General features: G+C 65.9%; 8 protein-coding genes and 1 pseudogene. 3 read left to right on the top strand and 6 right to left on the bottom strand.

From position 1 onward, the window contains the following. Positions 1-7: 7 nt before the first annotated feature. Both PDM29_RS18310 and PDM29_RS18305 read right to left on the bottom strand, forming a co-directional pair. Positions 8-2,890, bottom strand: coding sequence for a wall associated protein (locus PDM29_RS18310; protein ID WP_311191470.1), 2,883 nt, complete (start codon positions 2,888-2,890; stop codon positions 8-10). A 504-nt stretch (positions 2,891-3,394) separates the two neighbouring features. Next, positions 3,395-3,925 carry a hypothetical protein gene (locus PDM29_RS18305; RefSeq protein WP_311191469.1) on the bottom strand — a complete coding sequence of 177 codons (531 nt, stop codon included), beginning with the start codon at positions 3,923-3,925 and terminating at the stop codon, positions 3,395-3,397. Positions 3,926-4,066: 141 nt separating this feature from the next. Between PDM29_RS18305 and PDM29_RS18300 the strand changes: the two are divergent. Next, positions 4,067-4,906: pseudogene (locus PDM29_RS18300) on the top strand (PQQ-dependent sugar dehydrogenase); the annotation flags it as partial. Positions 4,907-4,988: 82 nt separating this feature from the next. Here PDM29_RS18300 and PDM29_RS18295 read toward each other — a convergent pair. The 4 genes from PDM29_RS18295 to PDM29_RS18280 all read right to left on the bottom strand — a co-directional run bounded on the left by PDM29_RS18295 (position 4,989) and on the right by PDM29_RS18280 (position 9,790). Beyond that, on the bottom strand, positions 4,989-5,708 hold the full coding sequence (locus PDM29_RS18295; RefSeq protein ID WP_311191468.1) for a GNAT family N-acetyltransferase: 720 nt from the start codon (positions 5,706-5,708) through the stop codon (positions 4,989-4,991). Positions 5,709-5,873: 165 nt separating this feature from the next. Further along, positions 5,874-8,768 carry a type 2 lanthipeptide synthetase LanM family protein gene (locus PDM29_RS18290; protein WP_311191467.1) on the bottom strand — a complete coding sequence of 965 codons (2,895 nt, stop codon included), beginning with the start codon at positions 8,766-8,768 and terminating at the stop codon, positions 5,874-5,876. A gap of 95 nt (positions 8,769-8,863) precedes the next feature. Next, positions 8,864-9,139, bottom strand: coding sequence for a DUF6229 family protein (locus tag PDM29_RS18285; protein WP_311191466.1), 276 nt, complete (start codon positions 9,137-9,139; stop codon positions 8,864-8,866). Positions 9,140-9,346: 207 nt separating this feature from the next. Next, positions 9,347-9,790 carry a hypothetical protein gene (locus PDM29_RS18280; protein WP_311191465.1) on the bottom strand — a complete coding sequence of 148 codons (444 nt, stop codon included), beginning with the start codon at positions 9,788-9,790 and terminating at the stop codon, positions 9,347-9,349. Between the two features lie 320 nt (positions 9,791-10,110). Between PDM29_RS18280 and PDM29_RS18275 the strand changes: the two genes are divergently transcribed. Beyond that, the gene (locus PDM29_RS18275) at positions 10,111-21,354 is read left to right on the top strand and encodes a DUF7507 domain-containing protein (protein WP_311191464.1); all 11,244 of its coding nucleotides are present in this window, start codon (positions 10,111-10,113) and stop codon (positions 21,352-21,354) included. Further along, entirely contained in the window at positions 21,351-25,022 is a 3,672-nt protein-coding gene (locus tag PDM29_RS18270; protein WP_311191463.1) for an LPS-assembly protein LptD, read from the top strand. The genes PDM29_RS18275 and PDM29_RS18270 overlap by 4 nt, the downstream gene beginning before the upstream one ends. The last annotated feature ends 4 nt before the right edge of the window (positions 25,023-25,026 follow it).

Genomic DNA, 25,026 nt, shown 5'->3' with positions numbered 1-25,026 from the left:
TGAGCCCTCATTGCACACCCCCGCTGCGCGAAATCTCCAGCGGCTTTCCGTAGGCGTCCCGCTCGATGGTGGTGATGACGCCACCGGGTTCGTCGATGAAGACGGGCAATCCGGTGTCGGGCTTGTCAAAGGCCATGTACCGAATGGTGGTCTTCTGCCCCTTTGGTGAGGTTGTACGGGTCTGGAAGCCGGTCAGGTACTCGTTCCGGGTCGTCAATAGGCCAAGTTCGGAGTCCTGCTGGACGGTGAGCGGCCGCCCGAACAGATCGGAGACGGTGTAAATGCCTTGAAGGCCCGCATCGGTGTAGTTGGCAGATCCTTCCTGATGGAGGTTTCGAGGATAGGAGGTGAAGGATACTCGACCCATGTCGTCGTAGCGGGTTGCGACCCACCGCTGCGTGGCCTGTGGGTTGGCGAGGTCCTCCTCGACGGTCACGACCGGGCGCCAGAGCGCGTCGTAGTACACCTGTTTGCGCCAGTTGCCCGTCCGGCTGCTGCCGCGCCAGTGACCAGCCGGTAACCCGTACTCTTCATACGGCACCGCCTCGAAGGCGGACAGGGTCGGGTTCCATGCCACTGTGTCGCCCTGCGGCAGGTCCTTGCGTGCCAGCCGGCCCATGGCGTCATAGGCGAAGCTGCGCGGGAAGCCATTGGCATCGGCGTACTGCGTGATCCAACCCTGATCATTCACTGTCGCCAGCTCCATGGCACCGTCTCCGTAGTAGACCGATTGTGGGATGCCCCGTTTCCAGTCAAGCAAGGTCATGGTGGTATCCACACCAGCGCCGTCGCGCGCGTCGGAGACGGTTGCGATGCTGCCAGTGGGATGGTAGGTCAACGTCTGCTGCAGCGCGCCGAAAGCGCTGAAATGCACGGGTTGCGCAGTCTCCGGGTCAAACACCACGCTGGCCATGACCTGCCCTGCACAACTGGCAGGTGCAAGGCAGGTAGTGCTCTGACGCTGGCCTACGACCCAGCGCGCCGTGTCGTCGTAATAGGTGTGACCGTCGGTACGCGCAAACCCCAGCGTGCTATACCTTGCGACGCGATGCGGACGGGCGAAGTAGTCCAGCTCGCTGGACACAGACGAGAAAACGATTCCCTGCTGGCTCGTGTGCATTTCAAGCTGCGGGCGGTGGTACTCGCTGGCCCAGCCCTCTCCAAAGAACTGCGTACTTACACCATATCTGGCCGGGTAATTCTGGCCGGCGAATCCGAGGTCATAGCGATAGGACGTGGTGCGCTGGATGTCGTTCGGGCCGGTGCCGACCTCAACCTTCAGAAGTTTCCCCTCGTTGTAACGGTAAGAATTGCCATGGCTGTAGCGGATCCACTCCCCGCCGGGACCAGTGACCGTCGTGGTGTTGGACTGTGCGCAGTCCTCGCTCGTGCAGAGAGGTGCTTCGCAGGCGGTGGAGCTGCCATACTGGCAAACCGGATTCAGTGGATCTTGGCCGGGGTAGGTGTCGTAGCTGATGTTGGGTGTATAGGCGTACTGCCACTGCAGATTGGGCAATCCCGGCCCGCTGATGGATTTTGCGGTCAAGGTAAGGCTGTAACCAGAGATCGCATAGGTATTGATATCGTCGTTCTGATTGTTGCCAAAGCCGGCGTTGTATTCCACGTTCTGGCAATTGAGTGGTACATGGCTACGCCCATGTTCCAGCGCAGCGACGGCGAAGCGACCCACCGCTCCCGAGGGATGCACCATCGTTCCGGTGATCAATGCCGACGGATAGGGCAGCGGAATCTCGTTTTGGAAGCAGGTGCGGAACAACTCGCCGGGCTCGGGCGAAACCACTTCAGCGTACTTGAGTACGGCACGGGTGAAGTCGTTGAAGTCGATCGTCCATTGGCTACCGTCTGGAAGTGCAACGGCCGCCAGGCTGCGACGTGACGCGCTGTCGTTGTAGCGATACTGCCACTGGCGCGCTCCGTCGCTGACAGCGCTCACATTGTCGCCGCTGTACGTCAGGGTAAGCTGCCGGCCATCACTGGCGGTGATAGCGGTCAGGCGAGGTGATGCATTCCACGCATTCGCATAGGTGTACTGAACGGTGTTGCCGAAACGGTCCTGCACCTTGGTCGCAAGCAACATGTTCCTGCGGCGCTGCAGGAAGTGCCATGGTTGCGGAGTGGGCGCGGTGCCGTCGTCCTCGACGAGCTCGTACTTCTTGAGTGTTGGTTCAATCCGCTGGGCCAACCAGTCGAACCAGTAGCGCGTTCCATCTGGCGTGATGGCCAGGAAGCCTTCGCCGCCGGCATTCTTGATGGAAGGAAGACAGGTAAAGAAGATCTGGCCAGTCGTGGTCCACGGGTACGAGGCACCGTCTTGTGGCTGCGAGGTTCGTGCCGCTGTGCGTAGCAGCTCTCCGCCGCCGTCGGGGATTTCCACCCTCAATCCGGTCCAGAACTCGCGCGTTTCGAATCGGAAGGGTACGTCGGGCGGCCAGCCGTTTGTGCAGCGTGTTGCGTTGGCGACGTCGCTGCCCACGCCCCAGTCTGGTGCGAAGCTACCGCTGATGTTCGGAACATTGATCTGCCAGTCTGCCAACATGGCGTCCGGCACATAGGTCTTGCGACTCATCACCTGATAGGAGCGCGTCAGTTTGACCTCAAGGCTGTTGTTTCCGGGCAGGGCGATGTCGGTCAACTCGAACCCGAGTTCGCCATTCGCCAGCCGCACTTTGTCGCCAAACAGGTCCGGCCCCAACGGGCTGATCCTCTCCGTCTTTGCAAGGCGGTCAGAGAATTCCTCCCACTCGAAGTTGGAGGTTGAGGTCTGTGCCGCGACGGTGAAGCTCGACAGGGAGGCCAGCGCTGCGCCCATCAAGGCAATGCGACCCGACGTTTTCTTACTCATCGACTGCTTTCCGCTGGATCCCTGCATGTGCTGTTCCGTCAGTCCAGATGTGATCTTTCAATGGCCGTCACGAAGAATCAGGCACGGACTCGCCGTGGTCAGTAGCGGTCATTCGCTCAGCCCTTCTTTCAACATAATGAAATCCCCCTCCTCGACAGCTTGTGTCGACACCCCGGGAGGTTGAAGATGACTATATCAAGACTGAACGGACTTTATGGGGGTGACTAATGGCAGGGTGTCGGCGGAGTGCAGGGCCGTGTAGTGGCGTGCGGACGATTGCTGGCTGGTCGGTTGTGCCGCGCACCGCCTGGGCCAGCCAACGGCCGGCGCTACCGGAGTGCTGACGGCGTGGCGCGCTGCTTGCCGTTTGCGTCGAAGTTGTCGGGTGCCAGCCATTTTACGAATGCGTCGTGTAATCGGGGCCATTCGCGGTCGATGACTGAGTACCAGGCGGTATCGCGGCTGCGGCCTTCGACTGACAGCGTGCATAGCTGTCCTTTCCCAGCCAGGCTTCGCGATCCGGAATCTGCGTCATCTTCGACACCAGCGTGCGTGCGGTCTCCATGTCGCCTGCCTCGCAGGCGAAGTAGGCGAAGTAGGCGAAGGACTGAAGGTTCCATTCCGAGGGGTAGTGTTCAAGGATGTCCTGGAAACCGCTTCGCATGGTGGGCCATCCCCCTTGGACCAGGCGAAGAGCGAGGTGCGGAACTGGCTCTGCGCAGCAAGCCGGTACATGCGCGCGTACAGCGCATCGTGTTCCTTGCGCGGAAGCCGTTTCTGGGCGCGCTGGACGAGGGCATCGATCGCGTCCGCATTCCCACCCCACTTCGGCACGAAGTACTCGACGGCACTGAAATGGATGCCGTAAAGGCGGGGATGTCTGCGAATGCCCTCATCGTAGAGGTTCATGAAACTCTGGACGTCCACGCCCTCGTAGCGGGCGACATTCAATGCCAGTACATACCAGTGCGGATCCTTCCGGGCCCGTTTGTCCATCTTGAGCAGGTACTGCGCGGCAAACCGGCTTTGGGCTTTGAACTTCGGCCAGCTGTCCTGTTTCACTTCGATTGCGTACCCGCTTGTTCCGCGCAATGACCATGCAAAATTGTCCACAAGCTGGGCACATGCAAGTTGTGCGGTGGATGAACGCGGGTAGCGTTGGTTCCACAGGTAGCAGCGCGCCGCGCGGGTGTCCCAGGTGTCCTGGTGCGGTTCGACTACACCGAAGGCGAGACCAAGGCCAGCGCCGCGCCGGTGAAGGTGACGGACCTGCCGTCGGCGATCAACCACCACTGGACCAAATCGCTGGCCGCCAGCGCCGATGGCCGCCATCTGTACGTGGGCATCGGCTCCAACAGCAACGTCAGCGAGCGCGGCATGGACGTGGAAGTGGACCGTGCCGTGGTGTGGGAGATCGACGCCCAGACCGGCGCGCACCGTACCTACGCCAGCGGCATCCGCAACCCGACCGCACTGGCCGTGCAGCCAGGCACCGGCACGCTGTACGCGGTGGTCAACGAACGCGACGAGATCGGTCCGAATCTGGTGCCCGATTACCTGACCTCGGTGAAAGAAGGCGGCTTCTACGGCTGGCCGTACAGCTACTGGGGCAAGCACGTGGATACCCGGGTGATGCCGCAGAAGCCGGAGCTGGTGGAGACTGCGCTGACCCCGGATTACGCGCTGGGCTCGCATGTGGCTGCGCTGGGCGTGACCTTCTCCTCGCCGGTGATGGGGGGCGCGTTTGCCGATGGCGTGTTCGTTGGCGAACACGGCAGCTGGAACCGCAATCCGCCGGTGGGCTACAAGGTGGTGTTCGTGCCCTTCAGCAACGGCAAGCCGAGCGGTGAGCCGGTGGTCTTCGCGACCGGCTTCCGCGGTGAAGATGGCAAGACCCGTGGGCGTCCGGTGGGCGTGACGCTGGACCCGAAGGGCGCGCTGATCGTCGCCGATGATCTGGCTAATACCGTGTGGCGGATTACGCCGGATGTGGTGCCGCAGGCTGCGCCGGCAACTGAAACGCCTGTACCGGCCGGAGGCTGACACGCCGCGGGAATGCTGCCGCTTTCCGGGGTCAATGGACCCCGGAAAGGCCGGCACTCGCCGGGGCCGGTGGATCCCGGCTCTACGACGCGGCACCACGGCAGGCGGCAAGTGACCGCACCTGTGTGCCCTCGGTACTGAAGTTGTCGGCAGCCAACCACGTAGTAAACGCTTCATCCAGCTTCGGCCACTCGCTGTCGATTACCGAGAACCACGCGGTATCCCGATTGCGGCCTTTGTACACCAGCGCCTGGCGGAAAATGCCTTCAAACTGGAAGCCCAGCCGCTCGGCCGCCTTGCGCGAGCCGGCATTGAGGCTGTCGCACTTCCATTCGTAACGGCGATAACCCAGCACGTCGAATACGTAGTGCATCAGCAGGTGTTGCGCTTCGGTTGCGGCCGGCGTGCGCTGCAGCAACGGCGAGAACATCACATGGCCGACTTCGATGACGCCATTGGCCGGATCCTGTCGCATCAGCGCCAGCGTGCCGGTGGCGCGTCCGCTGCGGGCATCGACCACGGCGTAGTGGCGTGGGTCGTCGCTGCGTGCGGCTGTGGACAGATACTGGAAGAAGGCGGCGTCAGAGTCGAATGGGCCGTTCGCCATGTAGGTCCAGTCGCGCGGTTCGGCGGCGAGTGCGTAGGCTTCGGCCAGGGCTTGGCCATGTACGGCCGGGTCCAGCGGCTCCAGCCGGCAGAAGCGCCCCTGCAGCGAGATTGCATTCGGGCGCTGGCGCGCGCGCCAGCCGGGCAGGGGCATGCCGATCGGCTGGCCGTACGGGTTGGTCCACGCAGGAGACATGGTGCCTCGGCAGAAAGGACGATGGGGGCGGTCGCCTTTCTATCATGCCGCTGACAGCTCCGGTAGAGCCGGGGGTGCCCGGCTGCCTTTGGCGCACATGCGAAGAGCAGCCGGGCAAGCCCGGCTCTACGGGGCAATGCGTGCCTCAGCCGGGCAAGCCCGGCTCTACGCGGGGACTGGCTCCGTCCCGGATGCCTTCAGCCGTTCGGTGGAAGGTAGAGTGCTTGCCGAAGCGGCACGTTCCAGAAGCAGCGGCGAAGGCAGGTTGCAGTCCGGGTGCATACGACAGAACCCATACACTGCGCCGGCGAGCCCGATCATCAATCCCGGGGTAAACGCGGCACGGGTCAGGCCACCGACCATCCCCCGGTGCTCCTCGATGGATGAGATCACCTCCATGGCAGCGGTATCCACCGGGTAGGGGCAGCCCTGGGGATCCAGTTGCGCCGCCTTGACCAGCAGTTCGCGGGTGGAAAGATCGCCATGGCACAGCGTGTGGCTGAAGCCCCAACGGCCGTTGGCGTCGGCAACCGCGCGACGTAGATCGCGCAGATAGGCGGGATCCCCGGTTCGTGCGTAGAGGTCGGCGGCGGCCAGTCCCATACCGACGCTGCCATGGCACCAGGTCGGGAAGGTCTTCTGGCCGTCCTTCAGGTGCAGGTCGTGCCAGCGACCGGTTTCTGGTTCAAACAATGCGTCCTGGAACGCGAACGCGCCCTCGGCAAGCGTTTGCCATGCGGCGCGGTCCTCGACGGTCCCGGCCTCGGTCAACGCCAGTCGGGCCAGCGCCCAACCAATGCCCAGCGCACCGTGACCGAAACCGCCAATGGGTTCATCAAACTGCGGCGACGGCCAACGCGCGCCGCCGGCGTCAACGATGGCGGTGGCCTGCAGACGACGCGCGGCGGTTGCGGCAATCGACAGCCAGCGCACCTCGCCAGTCGCCTCGGCCAGCCCGATGAGCGGCACGATCGCACCGGATACGCCGTCGAGCATTTCGTACTTTGGAACCTCGGCGAAATCCGTGCGCTCCAACGTCGCCGCAGCCGAACGTGCCGCATCCAGCAGATCCGCACGTCCCAGCAGGTCATGCAGGGCCAGCAGCGTCCAGACCCGCGAGCCGGCACCGACCAGGCCGCCGCCGACATCGGGCAGATCAAGCGCGCACATGCGCAGGTAGAGGGCGATGGCACCGTTCATCGCGGCCTCCACACCGGGCGCGGCGTCAGCACGGCCCTGCTGCACCTCCTGATGGTACGCCGCCAGACTGAAGGCAATGCCGCCCAGCCCGAAATACACGTCGGGCTGCACCGGCCGCACGGTCCAGCCGGTCTGGGTGATCTCAGGGGTAATCCAGGTCATCGTACCGTCGTTGCCGCGCACCGAGAGCCGGATCAGATTGTTGACCGCTTCAGCCGCCTGCCGACGCCGACGGGCCTCCAGCGCATCGCCATGCGGTGCTTTCGCCGCATAGGAAAAGCCATCGCGCGCTTCCGCGCGGACCATGGCATGTTCATTGAGGTCGGTCGCCACCAGCGTGCTGCGGATGGTCACTTCCTCCAGGTCGATGCGCATCGCACGCCAGTTGTCGACCACTGTGGCAATGCGTCCCGCATCCAGCACGGCGCTGAACAAGGGAATGTCACCGAAGCGCATGTCATCGATCTCCTGCAGTACTTCCGCCGGCTCTGCCGAAGCGGCCGGTGAGATGGCGGCGTTGCGGACCAGCAGGTCGAGCGCGCGCTCGACCGCTGCCGGTTCGTTGTGCAGCGACGCCGGATGCCACAGCATGCGGCCAATCTCGGCATACGCCATGGTGGGGCGCTTGATCTCGCGCACTTCGCAGCCTGCGAAGGGAGCCAGTAGATCGTCCAGGCGGCCGCTGTGATCGAGCTCGCGAAGGCGGCTACTGGCGGCCATGAAGCCGCTGCTGATCTCGTCCCAGAACCGGGAGACGTCCGGGCGGGGAGACGGATGATTCTGCGCCGGAGCGAAGTCGGTTTCCATCATGCCCAGACGGGGTGGCGTGTTCGCGTCTTCCATGAGCACCGGCACCCGCACCTTGGGTTGTTCGCCAGGCAGCGCACCTGCGGCGGAGAGATCCACGCCGTCCATGCCCAGCCCGGACGTGCGGAACGGCACAATGCCGGTACGTAACACCGAGTTGCGCATCAGCATGGCGGCCAGATCATGCGCATGGCCGTAGCCGGAGGCTGCCATTTCGATCGGCAGGCAGAACACGCTTTCGGCGTCGATCACTACCGGGGTCGCGCCCACCGCAATCAGATTCTCAAGATGGATGTCGGTGCCGCCGATCAGGCGCAGCACCGCCAGCCAGTGCCCCAGGCCCTGGTAGTAACGAGCAAGCTGGGCATCGTCGTTGCAGTAGCGATGCGCGGCAAAGGCAGCCCAACCGTGGGCACCCCGGTCGAGCACGCGTGGAATCCGGACCCGTAATGGATCATTCGGGAAGACGGCTTCCAGGAACGCATCAAGCACCACATCGATGCGCAGGGAGCGCGGCTTGTACATGACGGTGCCGCCTTCGAACGTCACCGCTGCCACAGCGCGCCCGCCGCCGTGGGTGTCGCCGGAACCGAAGGCCACTTTAAGGAGCTTGCCGGCGGGCACCTGCAGCAGTGTGCGCAGCGCCTCGCGGTCGTCAGCGATATGCGTGGCCAGTTCAATCACGGCGCGGGTGTACGCATCCGCAACTCCGTCCAGGCGCGCATCCAGTGGGGGATAGCGATGCGCCACGTGGGCGGCGAAGGAGGGTGTCGCGGCCCAGGCTTCGAACTGCTGCAGTTGCTCCGACGTGCTGGTCGCGGTAATCTGGCCGCTGCGCACGCCGGCGTGCAGTTCCAGCAGCAGCACGCGATTGAGCTTCAGCTGCGCATTGGCATGCAGGGCGGCATAGGCCTGTTCGAACAGGCGTTCAACTTCTTCTGACGCGAGCCCAGGGGAGAGCTGCTGCAATCCGGTCTGTAATTGGGTGCGGTGCGCGGAAAGCCGATGGTGCACGATGCGCGAAAAGGTTTCGGCGGCAGTTGCGACGGTCATTGCATCCCCTGCAGTCTGTGGTGGTAGGGCGCAGGCGATGGCCCGCGCGACGGCGCGCAGCGGCCTGAGGCCACTGCGCGCCGGTACAGCTCAGATCAGCAACAAAGGCAGTTGTTCACCACAGAAGCGGTGGTGGTGCACAGGGTGGCAGCACCGCCGGTGGCGAGCATCGGGGCAGCGTGGGTCAATGCAGCGTCGGTTGCCTGCTGGCCATAGATGAAAAGGGAACCGGCCGGATTGTCGCAGCCATCTACGCTGTCGGCACCGTTGAGCCAGCCTGAAACGACGTCGTCATTCAGTTGCATTCCGCTTTCTCCTTGTGTTGTTGCGATGAGGGCGTTCGATGATGAACGTCCTTTCGTTACGGCCATTCCCTGGCATCAAGAAGCAACTGCGATACCGAACAACAAAGGTCTGGCCGCGTTTTAACGGTGCGCCCATTTTTGTCGCGAGTCAAACTGGGAAGTGCTTCACAGAATGGGTGCGCGGCGGACCTGCTGGCGCGATGGGATATGTAGAGCCGGGCTTGCCCGGCTGCCGTTGGCGCGATCTGGAAAAGCAGCCGGGCAAGCCCGGCTCTACTCCCGGTGCAGTTTGATATCCACGTCGCGGACGGTGTTGCTCACGAGGTCGAGTCCGAAATCGGCGGTGCCATGGCGCGCCTTCACCAGCACGTCCTCGCCGTCGTCAGTTTCCACGTGATACCCCTTGCCCAGGCGCGTGCCAATCGCATCACGCACTGCCGCGGCAATGTGGTTTTCTGACACGCCATCCTTGATCGGCACCTCGATCAGGATCGGATCCGCCTGCGCTGGCCAGATGCGGAAGCTGATGGTGCCGTCCGACTTCGCACGCTCGTCGAACGCGATTCGCCACTTGTTGGAGGCGTGCGGACGCTCGGCGATGTCCGCGGCATCGCTGGACGGCAACGGGGCCTGCTGGGCACGCACCAGCGGAACCACCAGCAGGCTCAGCAGCACCAGCAGCACAGCGGTGGCGGCGCGTAGGGTAATGATCTTCATGCTCGTTCCCGGCGGTGGAGGTGCCTCCACGCTGTCAGTGCGCGCGCCCGCGCGCATCGGAACTTGTGCTGGCCGGCGCTGGGTAGTTCTACGCAGCCCCAGTAGATTTACTTAGCCAGGAGCAGTGTTTCCCCGGAAGGCGCTGATGCAACGCACGTGGACACTGATTGCGGACGTTTCCGCAGTCAGGGACACGATGCGATTGAATCCGGCGGCGGGGTGAAAGGGTGCGGAGCAGCGGCGAAGCAGGGGCCAGCACAGCAGCGAAGCACATCCGCTCAAGGTGCTGTCGCTGGCTGCTGGTCGCACTGCCCCTGCTGGTGACCATTGACGCCGTCGCCCAGACCTCGGTGCAGAACAGCGCCAGCATCCAGCCGCCGGCCGGCCAGACCGACGTCAACCCCGGCGACAACACCGACGCGGTGACCGTGCAGGTGTACGCGGCCACGGTCGGCAAGACCGGTAGCCCCGCCGATGGGGAACCGGTCGCCCCCGGCGACACGCTGGGCTTCACGCTGACGGTCACCGTCAGCGGCGCGACGACCACCGAACCCACCGTATTCACCGATACGCTCAGCAGCGGGCTCACCCTGGTCGGCGGTTCGCTGCCGGCCGGATGCAGCGGGGCCGGGCAGACCACGCAGTGCACGTTGCCCGTCGGAAGCGCACCCGGGACATACAGCTGGTCGTATCAGGCCACGGTGGATGCAGATGCCAGCGGCACGGTCAGCAATACGGTTACCGGCGGGCAGGGCTGCACCCCGGCTGCCACCTGCACCGTTACCCACCCGGTGTACTTCAGCCTGCTGTTGACCAAGCTGTGGGTCAATGGCCAGGACGGCAACTCCGTGGACCTGGACATCAGCGGCAGCGCCGATGAGGTGATCGTGCTGCAGACCGGCAACTCCACCGTGGGTGGGGCCTCGGTGGCCGGTCGTGCGGCGGTTGCGCCGGGTGCGGCGGTCAGCGTTGCGGAGACCTTCACCAGCGGCACCGCGGGCAACTACAGCACCGTGCTTGCCTGTGCGCGGGCGGACAATGGCGCAGCGGTGCCCGCTCCGGGCGGCACGCTCAGCATGCCCACCAACACCGGAGTGAACTGCAGCTTCACCAATACCCGGCAGGCAGCAACGCTGCAATTGGTGAAGACCTGGGTCAATGCGTTGGCCGGTGAAACGGCAACCGTCACCAGCACCGGTTTCACCAATGAGGCCACGACCGGGCTGTCCACCTCCACTGGCAACAACAGCACCACCGGCACCGCCGTGACCGTGTATGCCGGCGACAGTGGCACGCTCAGTGAAGTGCTGAGCAATGCAGGCAACTACACCGCCACGCTGGCCTGCACCGGCAATACGACGCCGCTGTCCGGCAACACGCTGACGGTGACGGCGGGCGACACCGCCATCGTCTGCACGCAGACCAACACCCGCCAACAGGCGACGCTGGTGCTGAGCAAGACCTGGGTCGACGGTCTACCCGGCGACACCGCCACCGTCAGCAGCAGCGGATTCGAGAACACCGCCAGCAGCGGCCTTTCGACCTCCACCGGCAGCAACACCACCACCGGCAGCCCGGTGACGGTGTATGCCGGTGAAACCGGCACGATCTCCGAGACGCTCAGCAACCCTGGCAACTACGACAGCACGCTGGCGTGTACGGGCAACAGCACGCCGCTGGCCGGCAACCAGCTCACGGTCGCGACCGGCGACGCTGCCATCAGCTGCACGCAGACCAATACCCGCCGCGCGGTCAACCTGACCCTGCGCAAGACCTGGGTGGATGCCGCGATTGGCGAAACCGTGCAGGTCAGCGCCACCGGCAGCACCACCAGCCCGATCGCGCTGACCTCAGTGGCCGACAGCGCCAGCGAAACCGACACCGGCACGCCGGTGCAGGTGTATGCCGGCGAGAACCTGACCCTGGCCGAGACTTTCGCGGTGCCGGGGAATGCGGCCAACTACAACAGCACCCTGGCCTGTACCGGCACCGCCGGCCTGACCGGCAGCACGCTGCTGGTCGGGCAGGGCGACACCGACATTGTCTGCACCTATACCAACACCCGCCCGCAGGCCACGCTGCAGCTGGTCAAGGTGTGGGCCGCCAACAGCCGCAACGGCGACGTGGCGCAACTGGCCGGCACCAGCGGCCTGCAGAACAACACCAACGCGTTCACCTCCACCGCTTCGGTCCAGGCCAACAGCACCACGGTGCCGGTGTTCATCGGCGAACAGGCGCTGCTGCCCGCCGAAACCATGAGCGGCAGCGCGCTGGCCAACTACAGTGTGGCGCTGACCTGCAACGCGGGCAGCCTGGGTGGCAGCGACGGCAAGGCGGCGAACACGCTGGACATCACCCCGGCCGACGCCGGCAACCCCATCGTCTGCACCTACACCAACACCCGCAGCAGCACCACGCTGACCCTGCAGAAGACCTGGCTCAACGGCTTTGCCAACGACGAAGTGACCATCGTCGCCACCGGGCTGGCTTCGCTGGATTCGGTGGCCAACGGCTCGGCCAGCCAGACCGACACCGGTCCCGCACAGACGGTGTATGCCGGCGATGTGATCAGCCTGACCGAGTCGTTCCGCTCGGTCACCTCCAACCTGTATGCCACCACTTTGTCGTGCACCAACACCAGCGGCCTGGTCATCAACGATCCCACCACCGGCACGTTGACGGTGGGACCCACTGACGGGCCGATGACCTGTACCTATGTGAACGACCGGCGCAGCGCGCAACTGGTGGTGCGCAAGGTGTGGAGCGGCGGCCCGCCGACCACCGTGTCGATTCCACCCAGTACCGGCTTCACCAACAATACGCCCGGATTCACCTCCACCTCGCCCGGCCCGGACCAGGTCGGGCCGGTCACGGTATATGCCTTCGAGAATGGCAACCTGGGCGCGGAAAGCTTCCCCGGTGGCAACGGCGGTGACTACAGCAGTTCGCTGAGCTGCGACGGCACCGATACCAACCCGGCCGACGGACTGCTCATTGCCGTGGCAGACGCCGACACCACCATCACCTGCACCTACAGCAACACCTTCGTGCCGCGTTCGTCGCTGGACGTGAGCAAGATCACCCCGGTGCAGAGCGTCACCACGGCGGGTCAGAACATTCCGTACACCATCACCGTCAACAATACCGGCAACGTGCCGCTGACCAACGTGACGGTCGCCGACCCGCTGATCGCCGGCAACATGGTGTGCACGCCGGCGATTCCGGTGGCTACGCTGGCGGTGGGGGGCAGCATCTCCTGTACCGGCAGCTACACGGTGACCCAGGCCGACATCGACCGGGTCGGCAGCGGCGATGGCAGCGACGATGACGTCATCACCAACACCGTCAACGCCGGCGGCACCGACCCCGACGGCAACACGGTGGTCGACAACGCCAGCACCGACACCACGCTGCCGCCGCGCAATTACGTGGCCGAATTCACCAAAGACCCCAGCCTGGCCGACAGCAACGGTAATGGCACCGGCAGCGTGGGCGAGGTGATCAGTTACAACTTCACCGTCACCAATGCCGGCAACACTACGATCCAGAGCGTGACCATTGCCGACCCGATGCTGCCCGGGTTGAGCTGCCCGCCAGGCGGGCCGCTGGCTCCGGGCGAGTCGCTCAGCTTCGGCACCTCGCCACCGGCAGACATCGCCTGCACCGGCAACACCTACACCATCACCCAGGCCGATATTGACGACCGCGGCGGCGGTGACGGCGACATCGACAACACCGCCACCGGCACCGCGGTTGCGCCGGGCGGCGGTAGTACCACCGGCGACGCCACCGCCAGCGTACCGGTGGATCCGCCGGCTCCGCAGCTGGCGATGGACAAGAGCGCCAGCCCGACCCAGGTCAGTGCCGCCGGTGATGTGATCACCTACACGTTCCTGGTGACCAATCCGGGCAATGTCACCATCGACAACATCAGCGTCACCGACCCGAAGGCCGGTCTGAGCGCGATCACCTGCCTGCCGGCAGCGCCCTTCAGCCTGGCTCCGGGCGGCAGTGCCAGCTGCACCGCCACCTACACGGTCACCCAGGCCGACATCGACGGCAGCAACGCGGTGGTCAATGTCGCCAACGCGGCCGGTGACTATGACGGCACACCGGTGGATGACAGCGACGGGGCCACGGTGATCATCAATCATGGCACCGTGCAGCCGGAATTCGTCAAAACCGCCGACCGCATCGCGGTCACCGCCACGGGTGAGGTGATCACCTATTCGTTCCGGGTCGACAACCCCTCCACGGTGACCCTGCAGAACCTGCAGATCATCGATGACACGCTGCTGGGCAGCGGTCTGTCGTGCGATGTGATTCCCACGCTGCCGCCGAACAGCAGCGTGAATTTCTCGTGCACCGGCGACACCTACACCGTGCAGCAGTCGGACATCGACAACCAGGGCAACCCGGTCAACGACAGCCGGGTGATCCACAACGACGTCACCGGCCAGGCCGAGTACCAGATCGGCACCAACCCGGTGGTGACGGTCACCGCCACGGCCAGCGCCGACGTCTCGCTGCCGCAACGGACACCGGCGATCTTCTTCAGCAAGAGCTCCGACGTGGCATCGGTGAGCGGCCCCGGTCAGCCGATCACCTACAGCTTCAGCGCGCAGAACACGGGCAATGTCACCCTGTTCAATGTCACCGTCACCGATCCCCTGCTGCCGGGCTTGGTGTGCCTGCCGCTGTCCAGCCTGGGGCCGGGCGACACCGTGGTGTTCAGCGGCTGCACCGGCAACGTCTACACCGTCACCCAGGCCGACATCGACAGCGGCAGCAGCGACAGCCTGCCGGGCAATGGCCAGATCGACAACGTCGCCACCGTGGTGGCCGACACGCCGGTGGCCGGGGCGACGGTGACCGACACCGCTGAACACCAGGTCAACCTGCCGGTGCGCGGCCCGCAGATGACCCTCGTCAAGAGCGCGGACGTGGCGACCATCACCGCGCCGGGCACGATCAACTACCAGTTCACGGTCAGCAACACCGGCAACGTCACCCTTGAAGATGTCACCGTGACCGATCCCGCGCTGGGGCTGTCGTGCCCGAGCGTGGACATGGCACCTGGCCAGGTGCTGGTGTTTGGCGGGGCCGGCACCGGTGCAGGCGTGGTCTGCACGGGCACCGCGCGCACGGTGACCCAGGCCGAGGTCGACACCTTCAATGTCATCAGCAACGTGGCCAACGCCAATGGCACGTCGCAGGTCGCGGGGGCGATCAGCCGGACCGGCGCACTGGATATCCCGGTGGTGCGCAGCCCGGCACTGTCGCTGTCGAAAACCGCCGACGTGGCACAGGTGAATGCCCCCGGCGACGCCATCCTCTACACCCTGGTGGCGAGCAACAGCGGCAACAGCACGCTCACCAACGTCACCGTGAGCGACCCGATGCTGCCGGCGCTGACCTGCACGCCGACCCTGCCGGTGGCCGCACTGGCCCCCGGCGAAGACATCCGCTGCGAAGGGACCTACATCACCACCCAGGCCGACTTCGACACCAACGGTGGCGGCGACCAGGCCATCGACAACACCGCCACCGCCAGCAGCGATACCGCCAGCAACACCGCCAGCGCGCGGGTCGGCCTGCCGCTGCCGAACCAGTCGCTGTCGATCGACAAGGTCGCGGGCACCCCGACCGTGGCGCTGGGGCGTGACCCGGCGGTGACCGACGCCGGCGACACCGTGACCTACACCTTCACCGTCACCAACACCGGCAACCAGAGTCTGTCGGCGCTGGCGGTGATCGACACCCACCTGGATGCTGCCGCCACCTGCGACCGGACCACGCTGACCGCCACCGGGCCCGATTCGGTAGCGACCTGTACCGGCGTGTACACGATCACCCAGGCCGACATGGACAACGGCACGGTGACCAACACCGCCACCGCCGAAGGCACGCCACCGGGCAGCGCGCGGGTCAGTTCCTCGCCGGATTCAGCGGTGGTGAACCTGCAGGCATTGCCGGTGCTGGTGCTGGACAAGAGCGCAGCTGCGCCCACCGTAAGCGGCGGCGCGCTGCCCGGCCTCACCGACGCCGGTGACACCATTTCCTACAGCTTCGTGGTCACCAACAACGGCAACGTCACCCTCAACAACATCACCGTGGGCGACCCGCTGCCCGGAATGCCGCCGATCACCTGTCCGCCCGGGCAGCTGGCTCCGGGAGCCAGCACCACCTGTTCCACCGTGGTCTACACCATCACCCAGGCCGACCTGGATGCCGGCCAGGTCGTGAACACCGCAACGGGGCAGGGCACGCCGCCGTCCGGCCCGGACGCTACCGGAGACGACAGCACCACCACGCCGTTGGCGGCTTCGCCGGCAATGACGATGCTCAAGACCGCCAGCCCGACCGAATATTTCATTGTCGGCCAGCAGATCAGCTACAGCTATCTGGTCACCAATACGGGCAACGTTTCGCTTTCCGCACTCACGCTCACTGATGATCGAATTGCCAGCGTCAGCTGCCCCGCCACCTTGCTGGCACCTGGGGCAAGCACCACCTGCACGGCCACCTATCTGATCACGCAGGCGGACCTGGATGCCGGCAGCGTGACCAACACCGCGACTGCCACGGCCACGCCTGCACAGGGGACGTTGGCGCCTGTGACAGCCCAGGCGACCATCGACGGCATTCAGACCCGGTCGATTCCGTTGCTGAAGACCACATCGACCCCCAGTTACAGCGCCGTCGGTGATCCGCTCATATACGGGTACCAGGTCACCAACACCGGCAACGTGACGTTGACCGACCAGGTCAGCATCGTGGACGACAAGATACTGGCCCCGAATGTAGTGAATTGCCCTGCGCTGCCCCCAGGTGGGTTGGCCCCGGGCGCTGACATTGTGTGTACTGCTACCTACATTGTCACCCAGGCCGATCTGGACGCAGGCAGCGTCACCAACATCGCCGTCGCGCGCGCCGGTACGCTGTTGTCGCCCACCGACACAGTTACCATCAACGCAGTGCAGGCCCCCGGCTTGTCGCTGGACAAGACCACCAGCACTGCCAGCTACGATGCTGTGGGCGACATCCTGGCCTACAGCTACCTGGTCACCAACACCGGCAACGTGACCCTGACCGCGCCGGTTACCGTCACTGACGACCGCATCACCGCGCCGAACACGGTGGTGTGCCCGGCGTTGCCGGCGGGTGGGCTGGCACCTGGTGGGCAGCTGACCTGCACGGCCACCTACACCATCACCCAGGCTGACCTCGACGCCGGCAGCGTGACCAACACCGCCACCGCGCAGTCGGGCACCACCACCTCGGGCCCGGATTCGGTGACGGTGACCGGCGTGCAGAATCCGGCGTTGAGCATGGCCAAGGCCGCCACCAACGTGCCCACGCCAACAGTGCTGGGCAGCGTGATCACCTATGACGTCACCGGCACCAACACGGGTAACACCACGCTGGGCAACGTGGTGATCAGTGATCCCAAGCTGACGCCCAACAGCACCACCTGTGCCAGCGTGGCCCCGGGTGGAACCTGCGTGCTCACCGGCATCTACACGGTGACCCAGCCCGACGTGGATGCCGGGCAGGTGGAGAACATCGGCAGCGGCGACAGCGACAGCACCGATCCGGTTCCGTCGAACCCCGTGATCGTGCCGGTGCAGCAGACCCGTGGCCTCACCCTGGACAAGAGCAGCAGCACCGCCACCTACACCGCCGTGGGCGACCTGCTGGCCTACAGCTACCTGGTGACCAACAGCGGCACGGTCACCATCACCGCACCGATCACCGTCACCGACGACCGCATCACCGCGCCGAACACAGTGAGCTGCCCGGCATTGCCGCCCGGCGGACTGGCGCCGAACGGCCAGTTGACCTGCACCGGCAGCTATGTGGTCACCCAGGCCGACCTCAACCAGGGCAGCGTCACCAACATCGCCACCGCAACCGACGGCACCAGCACCTCGCCGCAGGACAGCGTGACCATCAACGCCACCCAACTGCCTGCGATCACGCTGGACAAGACCGCCAGCGTCGCCGACAGCAACAGCGATGGCATCACCGGCGATGCGGGCGATGTGATCACCTATGCCTTCAGCGTGACCAACACCGGCAACGTGCTGCTGGCTCCGGTGACCGTGTCCGATCCGCTGCTGCCGGGGCTGACCTGCACCGTGCTCGCGCTGCCGCCGGGTGCCACCGCCAGCTGCACCGCCAGCAACAATACCTACGTCATCACCTTCGCCGATGAAACCGCCACCACGGTCAACAACACGGCGACAGCCACCGGTAATGCGCCCGGCACCGCGCCCGATGCGACCGCCACCGATTCGGTGACCACGCCGACCGCGCTGACGCCGGCCGCGATCACGGTCAACAAGGTGTCCGCGCCGGTCACCACCACCCAGGTGGCACCGGGCGACGTGGTGCAGTTCACCGTCACCACCACCGTGGCCAACAACGAGACGCACGAGGTGGTGACCCTCACCGACACCCTGAGCGATGGCTACACCCTGGTGGCGGTGACCAACGCCGGTGCGTACACCTGCAACACAGCGAACCCGCTGGTGTGCACGCTGCCGGTGGGCACCGCACCGGGCAGCTACCCGCTGGTGTACACCGCCAGCGTCGACGCCGACGCCACCGGCACGCTGCGCAATGCGGTGGTGCCGACCAAGCCGGCCGGCGTCGATCCGGACCCGGTGTGCCAGAGCTGCAGCACCGAACACCCGGTGGTGCCGTCCACCGCGACGGTGACCAAGGCGGCCGACCCGGTCAGCGGCAGCTTCGTGCAGCGCGGCCAGACCATCACCTACACCGTGACCACGGTGATTGCCGGTTCGGTGACCACCCAGCCGCTGCTGCTCAGCGACACCCTGGATGCCGGTCTCGGCCAGGCCACGGTGGTAACCGCAGGCGCTTACAGCTGCAGTGCCAATCTGCTGTGCGTGCTGCCTGCGGGAACGCTGCCGGGCACCTATCCGCTGGTGTACCAGGTGACCGTGGCGGCCGATGCCAACGGGACGCAGCGCAATGTGATCACCGCCGGCAACCTGCCGGGCGGCGACCCCGATCCCACCTGCGTGTCCTGCAGCACCGAGCACATCGTCGAGCAGCCGGCACTGGAAACCACCAAGGTGCTCAGTGCCAACAGCAACGCCAGCGGCGAGGTCACCACCGGGGCCACGCTGACCTACACCGTGCGCGCCACCAACACCGGCAACACCACCCTGGTGAACCTGACCATCGACGATGCGCTGATCACCCCAGGCCGCGCGGTCTGCGCCAGCGTCGCCCCGGGCGGCAGCTGCGAACTGACCGGCACATACGTGGTCACCCAGGCCGACACCGATGCCGGCACCGTGGACAATACCGCCGACATCACCGCCGAACCGTCAGCTGGCGGCGCGCCGCTGCCGCCGGCGGTGTGCCCGGCCGGCTCGGCCGATGCGCGCTGCCACCCGGTGCTGAATCTGCCCATCGCGCGGCGGCCGACCCTGGCAACCACCAAGACCGCCACGTTGAGCGTGGATCGCGGCACGCCGGGCAAGGGCAACATCGACGATGTGATCACCTATGCCGTTGGCGTCACAAACACCGGCAACGTCACCCTCGACCAGCTGGTGGTGACCGACACCTTCCAGGGCGGTGCCACCACCACGCTGGACTGCGCCCCGACCCAGCTGGCACCGGCGCAGAGCGCAACCTGTGCGCCGTACGACCACACCATCACCGAGGCCGAAGCCGGGGTGGACGGTGGCACCCTGACCAACCGCGTGCTCGCCACCGCCCAGCCCACCGGTGCCGGGCTGGCCAGCGCCACGGCCACCGCAGCGGCGGTGGTGGAAGTGGAGAACGAGCCGGCCAGCATCCGTCTGACCAAGGTGGCCGGTGCGCGCGAAGTGAAGATAGGCGATCTGGTGCGCTACACCCTCACCGCTGAAAACGTGGGTGATATCGACCTGGTGGACGGCTACCTGATCGACACCCCGCCGGCTGGCTTCACTTATGTGGAGGGCTCGCTGCAGGGCGACGATGATGACCACCACGTCACTGCCAGCGGAATTTCGCCGCTGCGCATCAACGACCTGGACATTGCCGCCGGCAACACCGCGCGCATTTCCTACTTGATGCGGGTGGGCGCTGGCGTGCGCCCGGGCACCCAGATCAACCGCGCGCAGACGTACGCCCCCACCGACCTGCCAGCGTCCAACGTGGCAACCGCTGAAGTGGTGCTGGGCAATGATCCGCTGCTGGATGACAGCCTGATTGCCGGCACGGTGTTCGATGACCGAGATGGCGACAGCTGGCAGGACCCTGCAGAACTGACCGGCCTGCGGGTACAGGGCGGCTTCGCCGCCGACGCCTATGTGCCGGGTTCGACCCAGGTGGACCGCGGCAACGGCCCGCAACCGGTCGCCGACGCCAGCGCACCGCTGTTGCATGGTCTGGCGCTGGGTACACTGTCCGGCCGTCGCAGCGAGGCCGAGCCGCCGCCGCAGATCGTCATCCGCCAGCGCCTGCGCGAACCGCGCTTCACCGACGACTTCGTGCTCGACAACCGTCAGGGCGTGCGCGTGCATCTGGATGCGCAGGGCGGCACCCGCATCGAGCGCAGCGGTGATGCGGCCAAGGGCCTCACCGCCGCCGCACCGCGCGTGCAGCGCACGGTCAGCCCGGGCGAGGGCGGCTACGTGGTGGACTACGTGATCGCCAATGACGGCATCGACGAAGCCGGCATTCCCGGCGTGCGCATCGGCTCGGTGGAAGGCCTGCTGATGGAGACCGACCAGTTCGGCCGCTACCACGTGGTCGGCGTGAGCGGCGGCGGCCAGGCGCGCGGGCGCAACTATGTGCTGAAGGTGGACGCGGCCACGCTGCCCGAAGGCAGCACCTTCATCACCCGCAACCCGCAGCTGCGCCGGGTGACCCCGGGCGTGCCGACCCGTTTCGACTTCGCCGTGCAGCTGCCGGCCACCGTGCTGGAAGAGAAGCGCGAGGTCGAGATGGTGCTGGGCGAAGTGTTCTTCGCCCCGGACAGCGCGCAGATCGCTGAGCGCTACCGCCCGGTGATCGAGCAGATGGCCGCGCAGGTGCGCCAGCACGGCGAGGGCGAGGTCATCGTGTCGGCCAACGGTGGCAGCGAAGTGATTGCCTACGAACGTGCCAATGCGGTGCGTGAGGCGTTGCTGAAAGCGCTGGACGGCGGCGCGGCCCAGGTAAGCGTGGTCGCGCGCGCCGATGTGGATGACCCGGCCTCGCTGCTGGTCGGCGTGAACCAGGGCGGGTCGCTGGTGGGCACCGTGCTGTTCGACACCGACAGCGCGGTGATCCGCCCGGCCATGCAGCCGCTGCTGGCGCGCATCGCGCAGGACCTGGAACAGCGTGGTGGTGGAAGGCTGGTCATCGTCGGGCATGCCGATGTGCGCGGCGCGGTGCCTTACAACCAGGCGCTGGGCATGCGTCGTGCCGAAGCGGTCTACGCCGCGCTGCGCGAACAGCTCAGCCCGGCGGTGCGCGACAAGGTGCGGGTGGATGCCAGCGCCGACCCCGCCGCACCCTTGGATGCGCGTCCGACGCGCGGGGAGGGGCGATGAAACCATCGCTGCTGCATGCGGCGCTTGCCGCCCTGCTGGCCGGGGCCAGCGCGCCCCTGCGCGCACAGCAGGCCGAGCCCGCCGAACCGCCACCGGTACGCTGCACCGAACAGGAGTGCCGCGAAGGCGAGGGCGTGCTGCTGCGCATCCGCAGCAAGGGCGAGCGACAACCGGTGACCGAAGGCACCAGCGCGCGCTCGGGTGAGCAGGCGCTGCAGCCCGACCGCCGGGTCACCGTGTCGCAGCCGCCGCCGGGCCGCGCCGTCGCCACCGGTCGCTTCAGCCTGCGCCTGCCCAGCGGGGGCGTGATCTGGGCCACCGAAGACCCGAATCTGGGGCAGCCGGAACTGTCGGTCTCCGCGCCGTCGCTGGTGGCCTTCGAGGGCGGGCGCATCGTCAAGCCGGTGCCGTTCTACGTGCGCGGCAACTACAGCGACTTCATCGAGCGGATGGAGATCCTGATTTTCCGCAATACCGACGTTGACCGCATCGCACCGCTGGTCACGGTGCCGGTGGAGGTCGCGGCGGTCAGCCAGCTGGAATGGGACGGCGTGCTGCCCGATGACGAACCGTTCCGCAACGGCGACCAGCTGGTCTACATCGTGCGCGCGCACGGGGCCAACGGCATCTATGACGAAACCGTGCCGCACACCCTGCAACTGGTGCGGCCGATTGAAGCCGACAGCCAGCTCAGTGGCCTGCGTACGCGAGTGGAGCGCAGCCAGGGGACCGCACTGGGGCTGGAGCAGGCGCTGCAGCAGAGCCTGATCGACACCGCCTTCGCCGAGAACGGCCTGCGCCTGCAGAACATTCCCATCTATGGCTCGCGCATCCGCATCACCGGCCGGGACCTGCCTGACGGCACCAGCCTGACCATCAATGGCGACAGCTATCCGGTCGACATGGAGCGCAAGTTCGTCGCCGAATACCTGGTGTCGGTGGGTCAGCATCGTTTCGACATCGCCGTGCGTGGCGGCCGCGACGGACTGGAGCAGCAGCACGCGCTGGATATCAACGTCATCGGCAAGTACTTCTTCGGCGTCGGCCTGGCCGATGTGACCATTGCCCAGAACAGCGTCAGCGGCTCGGTGGCTCCCTTCGCGGTGGAAGAACGGTATGCGGATGATGTGATCAGTGACGGTCGGCTGGCGTTCTATGGCAAGGGCAAGGTGCACGGCAAGTACCTGGTCACCGCCCAGGCCGACACCACCGAGCAGGACCTGGAGCATCTGTTCGACGGCTTCACCGAGGCCTGGCCGCAGGACATCTTCCGCCGCCTGGACCCGGACCTGTATTACCCGACCTACGGCGACGACTCCACCACCTATCGCGACGTGGACAGCATGGGCCGCTTCTACCTGCGCGTGGACTGGGACAAGAACCAGGCGCTGTGGGGCAACTTCGCCACCGGCATGACCGGTACCGAGTATGCGCAATACGTGCGCTCCTTGTACGGCGCGGCGCTGAGCTGGCGCTCGCAGGCGATCAACCCGTGGGGTGACCCGCGCAGCACCTTGCGTCTGTTTGGTGCGCAGGAACAGACCGCGCCCGGGCACAACGAATTCATCGGCACCGGCGGCAGCCTGTACTACCTGCGCAACACCGACATCCTGCCCGGTTCGGATCAGGTGGTACTGGAGATACGTGACCGCACCACCGGCCGCGTCGAGAACCGCATCACCCTGCAGCGTGGCACCGACTATGAGATCGACGAGATGCAGGGTCGGCTGCTGCTGACCCGGCCGCTGTCCCAGGTGACCCGCGAGAACGTACCGACGTTGACCCGCGACACGCCGCTGGACGGCTACGAGCAGCGCCTGCTGGTGGATTACGAATGGCTGCCGTCCGGCTTCGACGACGGCGAGCTCACCGCGGGCGTGCGGGGCAAGCAGTGGTTCGGTGACCACGTCGGGGTCGGGGTGACCTACGTGGATGAGAATCGCGACGGGCAGGACTACACCCTGGCTGCGGGTGACCTGACGCTGCAGGCCGGCAAGGGTACCTACCTGAAGGCCGAGTACGCGCACACCGAATCGTTCGGGGTGCCGTCGTTCTTCTCCGATAACGGCGGCTTCACCTTCATCCAGGCCAACAGCACGCAGCCGGACCGCAAGGGCGATGCGCAGGCACTGGAAGGACGGATCAACCTGCGCGAGCTGGGCTGGACCAAGCGCGACTGGAGCGGCGGTGCCTGGTGGCGCAATACCGACCCGGGCTACTCCATCGCCCGGCACGACACCGGCTTCGAGGTCACCGAATACGGTGCCGAGGTACTGGGCCGCATCACCCAACAGCTGGGCATGTATGCGCGCTACAGCAAAGCTGAAAGCGGTCCTGAGCAGTTCACCCAGGCCCAGGCCAGCCTTGAGTGGCGGCCGGACGACTGGAACACGCTCAGCGCCGAGCTGCGCCGGGTGGAAGAGGGCAGCACCGATGACCCGGCCGCCGGCCTGCTGGGCGCGGTGAAGTACAGCCACCAGTTCGGCAACACGCTGGAGCTGTATGGACTGGTGCAGGCCACCCTGGATGACGACGGCGGCCGTTATGCAGACAACAACGCGGTGGCAGTGGGCGGCGAGTACCTGCTGGGCGACCGCGCCAGTGTCGGTGGCGAGGTCAGCACCGGCGACCGCGGCGACTCGGCCACGGTGGATGCCGAGTACAAGCTGGACCGCGACCACTCGCTGTACGGGGCGTACACGTATTCCACCGACACCACCGAGTACGAGTCGCTGTTCAACCCGACCCGGCAGAACGGCTGGACGCTGGGGCAGCGCTGGCGGCTGAGCAACCGCACCAACCTGTACAACGAAAGCCAGTTCCTGAAGGAACCGGACCAGTCCGGGCTGGCGCACACCTTCGGCATGGACTTCTACCCGGCGCAGGGCTGGAACCTGGGCTTCACCCTGCAGTCCGGTGAGCTGGACACCGTGGACGGCGGCCATGTCGACCGCGACGCGGTCAGCATCAGCGGCGGGCGCACCTCGGTCGACACCGACTGGCGCAGCAAGATCGAATGGCGCAAGGACAGCGGCAGCGAGCGGCGCACCCAGTGGGTGACCACCAACCGCCTGACCCACAAGTTCAACGACAGCTGGCGCATCGCCGCGCGGTTGAATTACTCGCGCACCACCGACGAGCTGAACGCCCTGGCCGGGGCGCGCTTCTGGGAAGCCAATGTGGGCTTTGCCTACCGGCCGTGGAACAGCCAGCGCTGGGCGCTGTTCGGTCGCTACACCTACCTGTACGACCTGGCCACCGAAGCGCAGCTGGGTGGGGCCGACCAGGACCAGAAGACCCAGATCATCGCCTTCGAGGGAGTGTACAAGATGGACACCCACTGGGAGTTCGCGACCAAGCTGGCCCGTCGCGACGGTGAGGTGCGACTGGGGCGCGGCAGTGGCCCGTGGTTTGATTCCGCCACCACCCTGAGCGTGCTGCAGGCGCGATACCAGTTGCGGCAGAAGTTGTACGCGCTGGGCGAGTACCGCTGGCTGGATGTGAAGGAGGGCGGCAGCCAGTCTGGCTTCCTGGTCGGTGTGGACCGCGACATCGGACAGAACTTCCGCCTGGGCGTGGGCTACAACTTCACCGAGTTCAGTGACGACCTCACTGACTTTGACTACGACCACAAGGGCTGGTTCCTGAACATGGTCGGCACTTACTGAGGGA

The sequence above is a fragment of the Stenotrophomonas oahuensis genome, from assembly GCF_031834595.1.
GTDB classification, from domain to species: domain Bacteria; phylum Pseudomonadota; class Gammaproteobacteria; order Xanthomonadales; family Xanthomonadaceae; genus Stenotrophomonas; species Stenotrophomonas oahuensis.
This window is presented reverse-complemented; position numbering and strand designations above follow the sequence as displayed.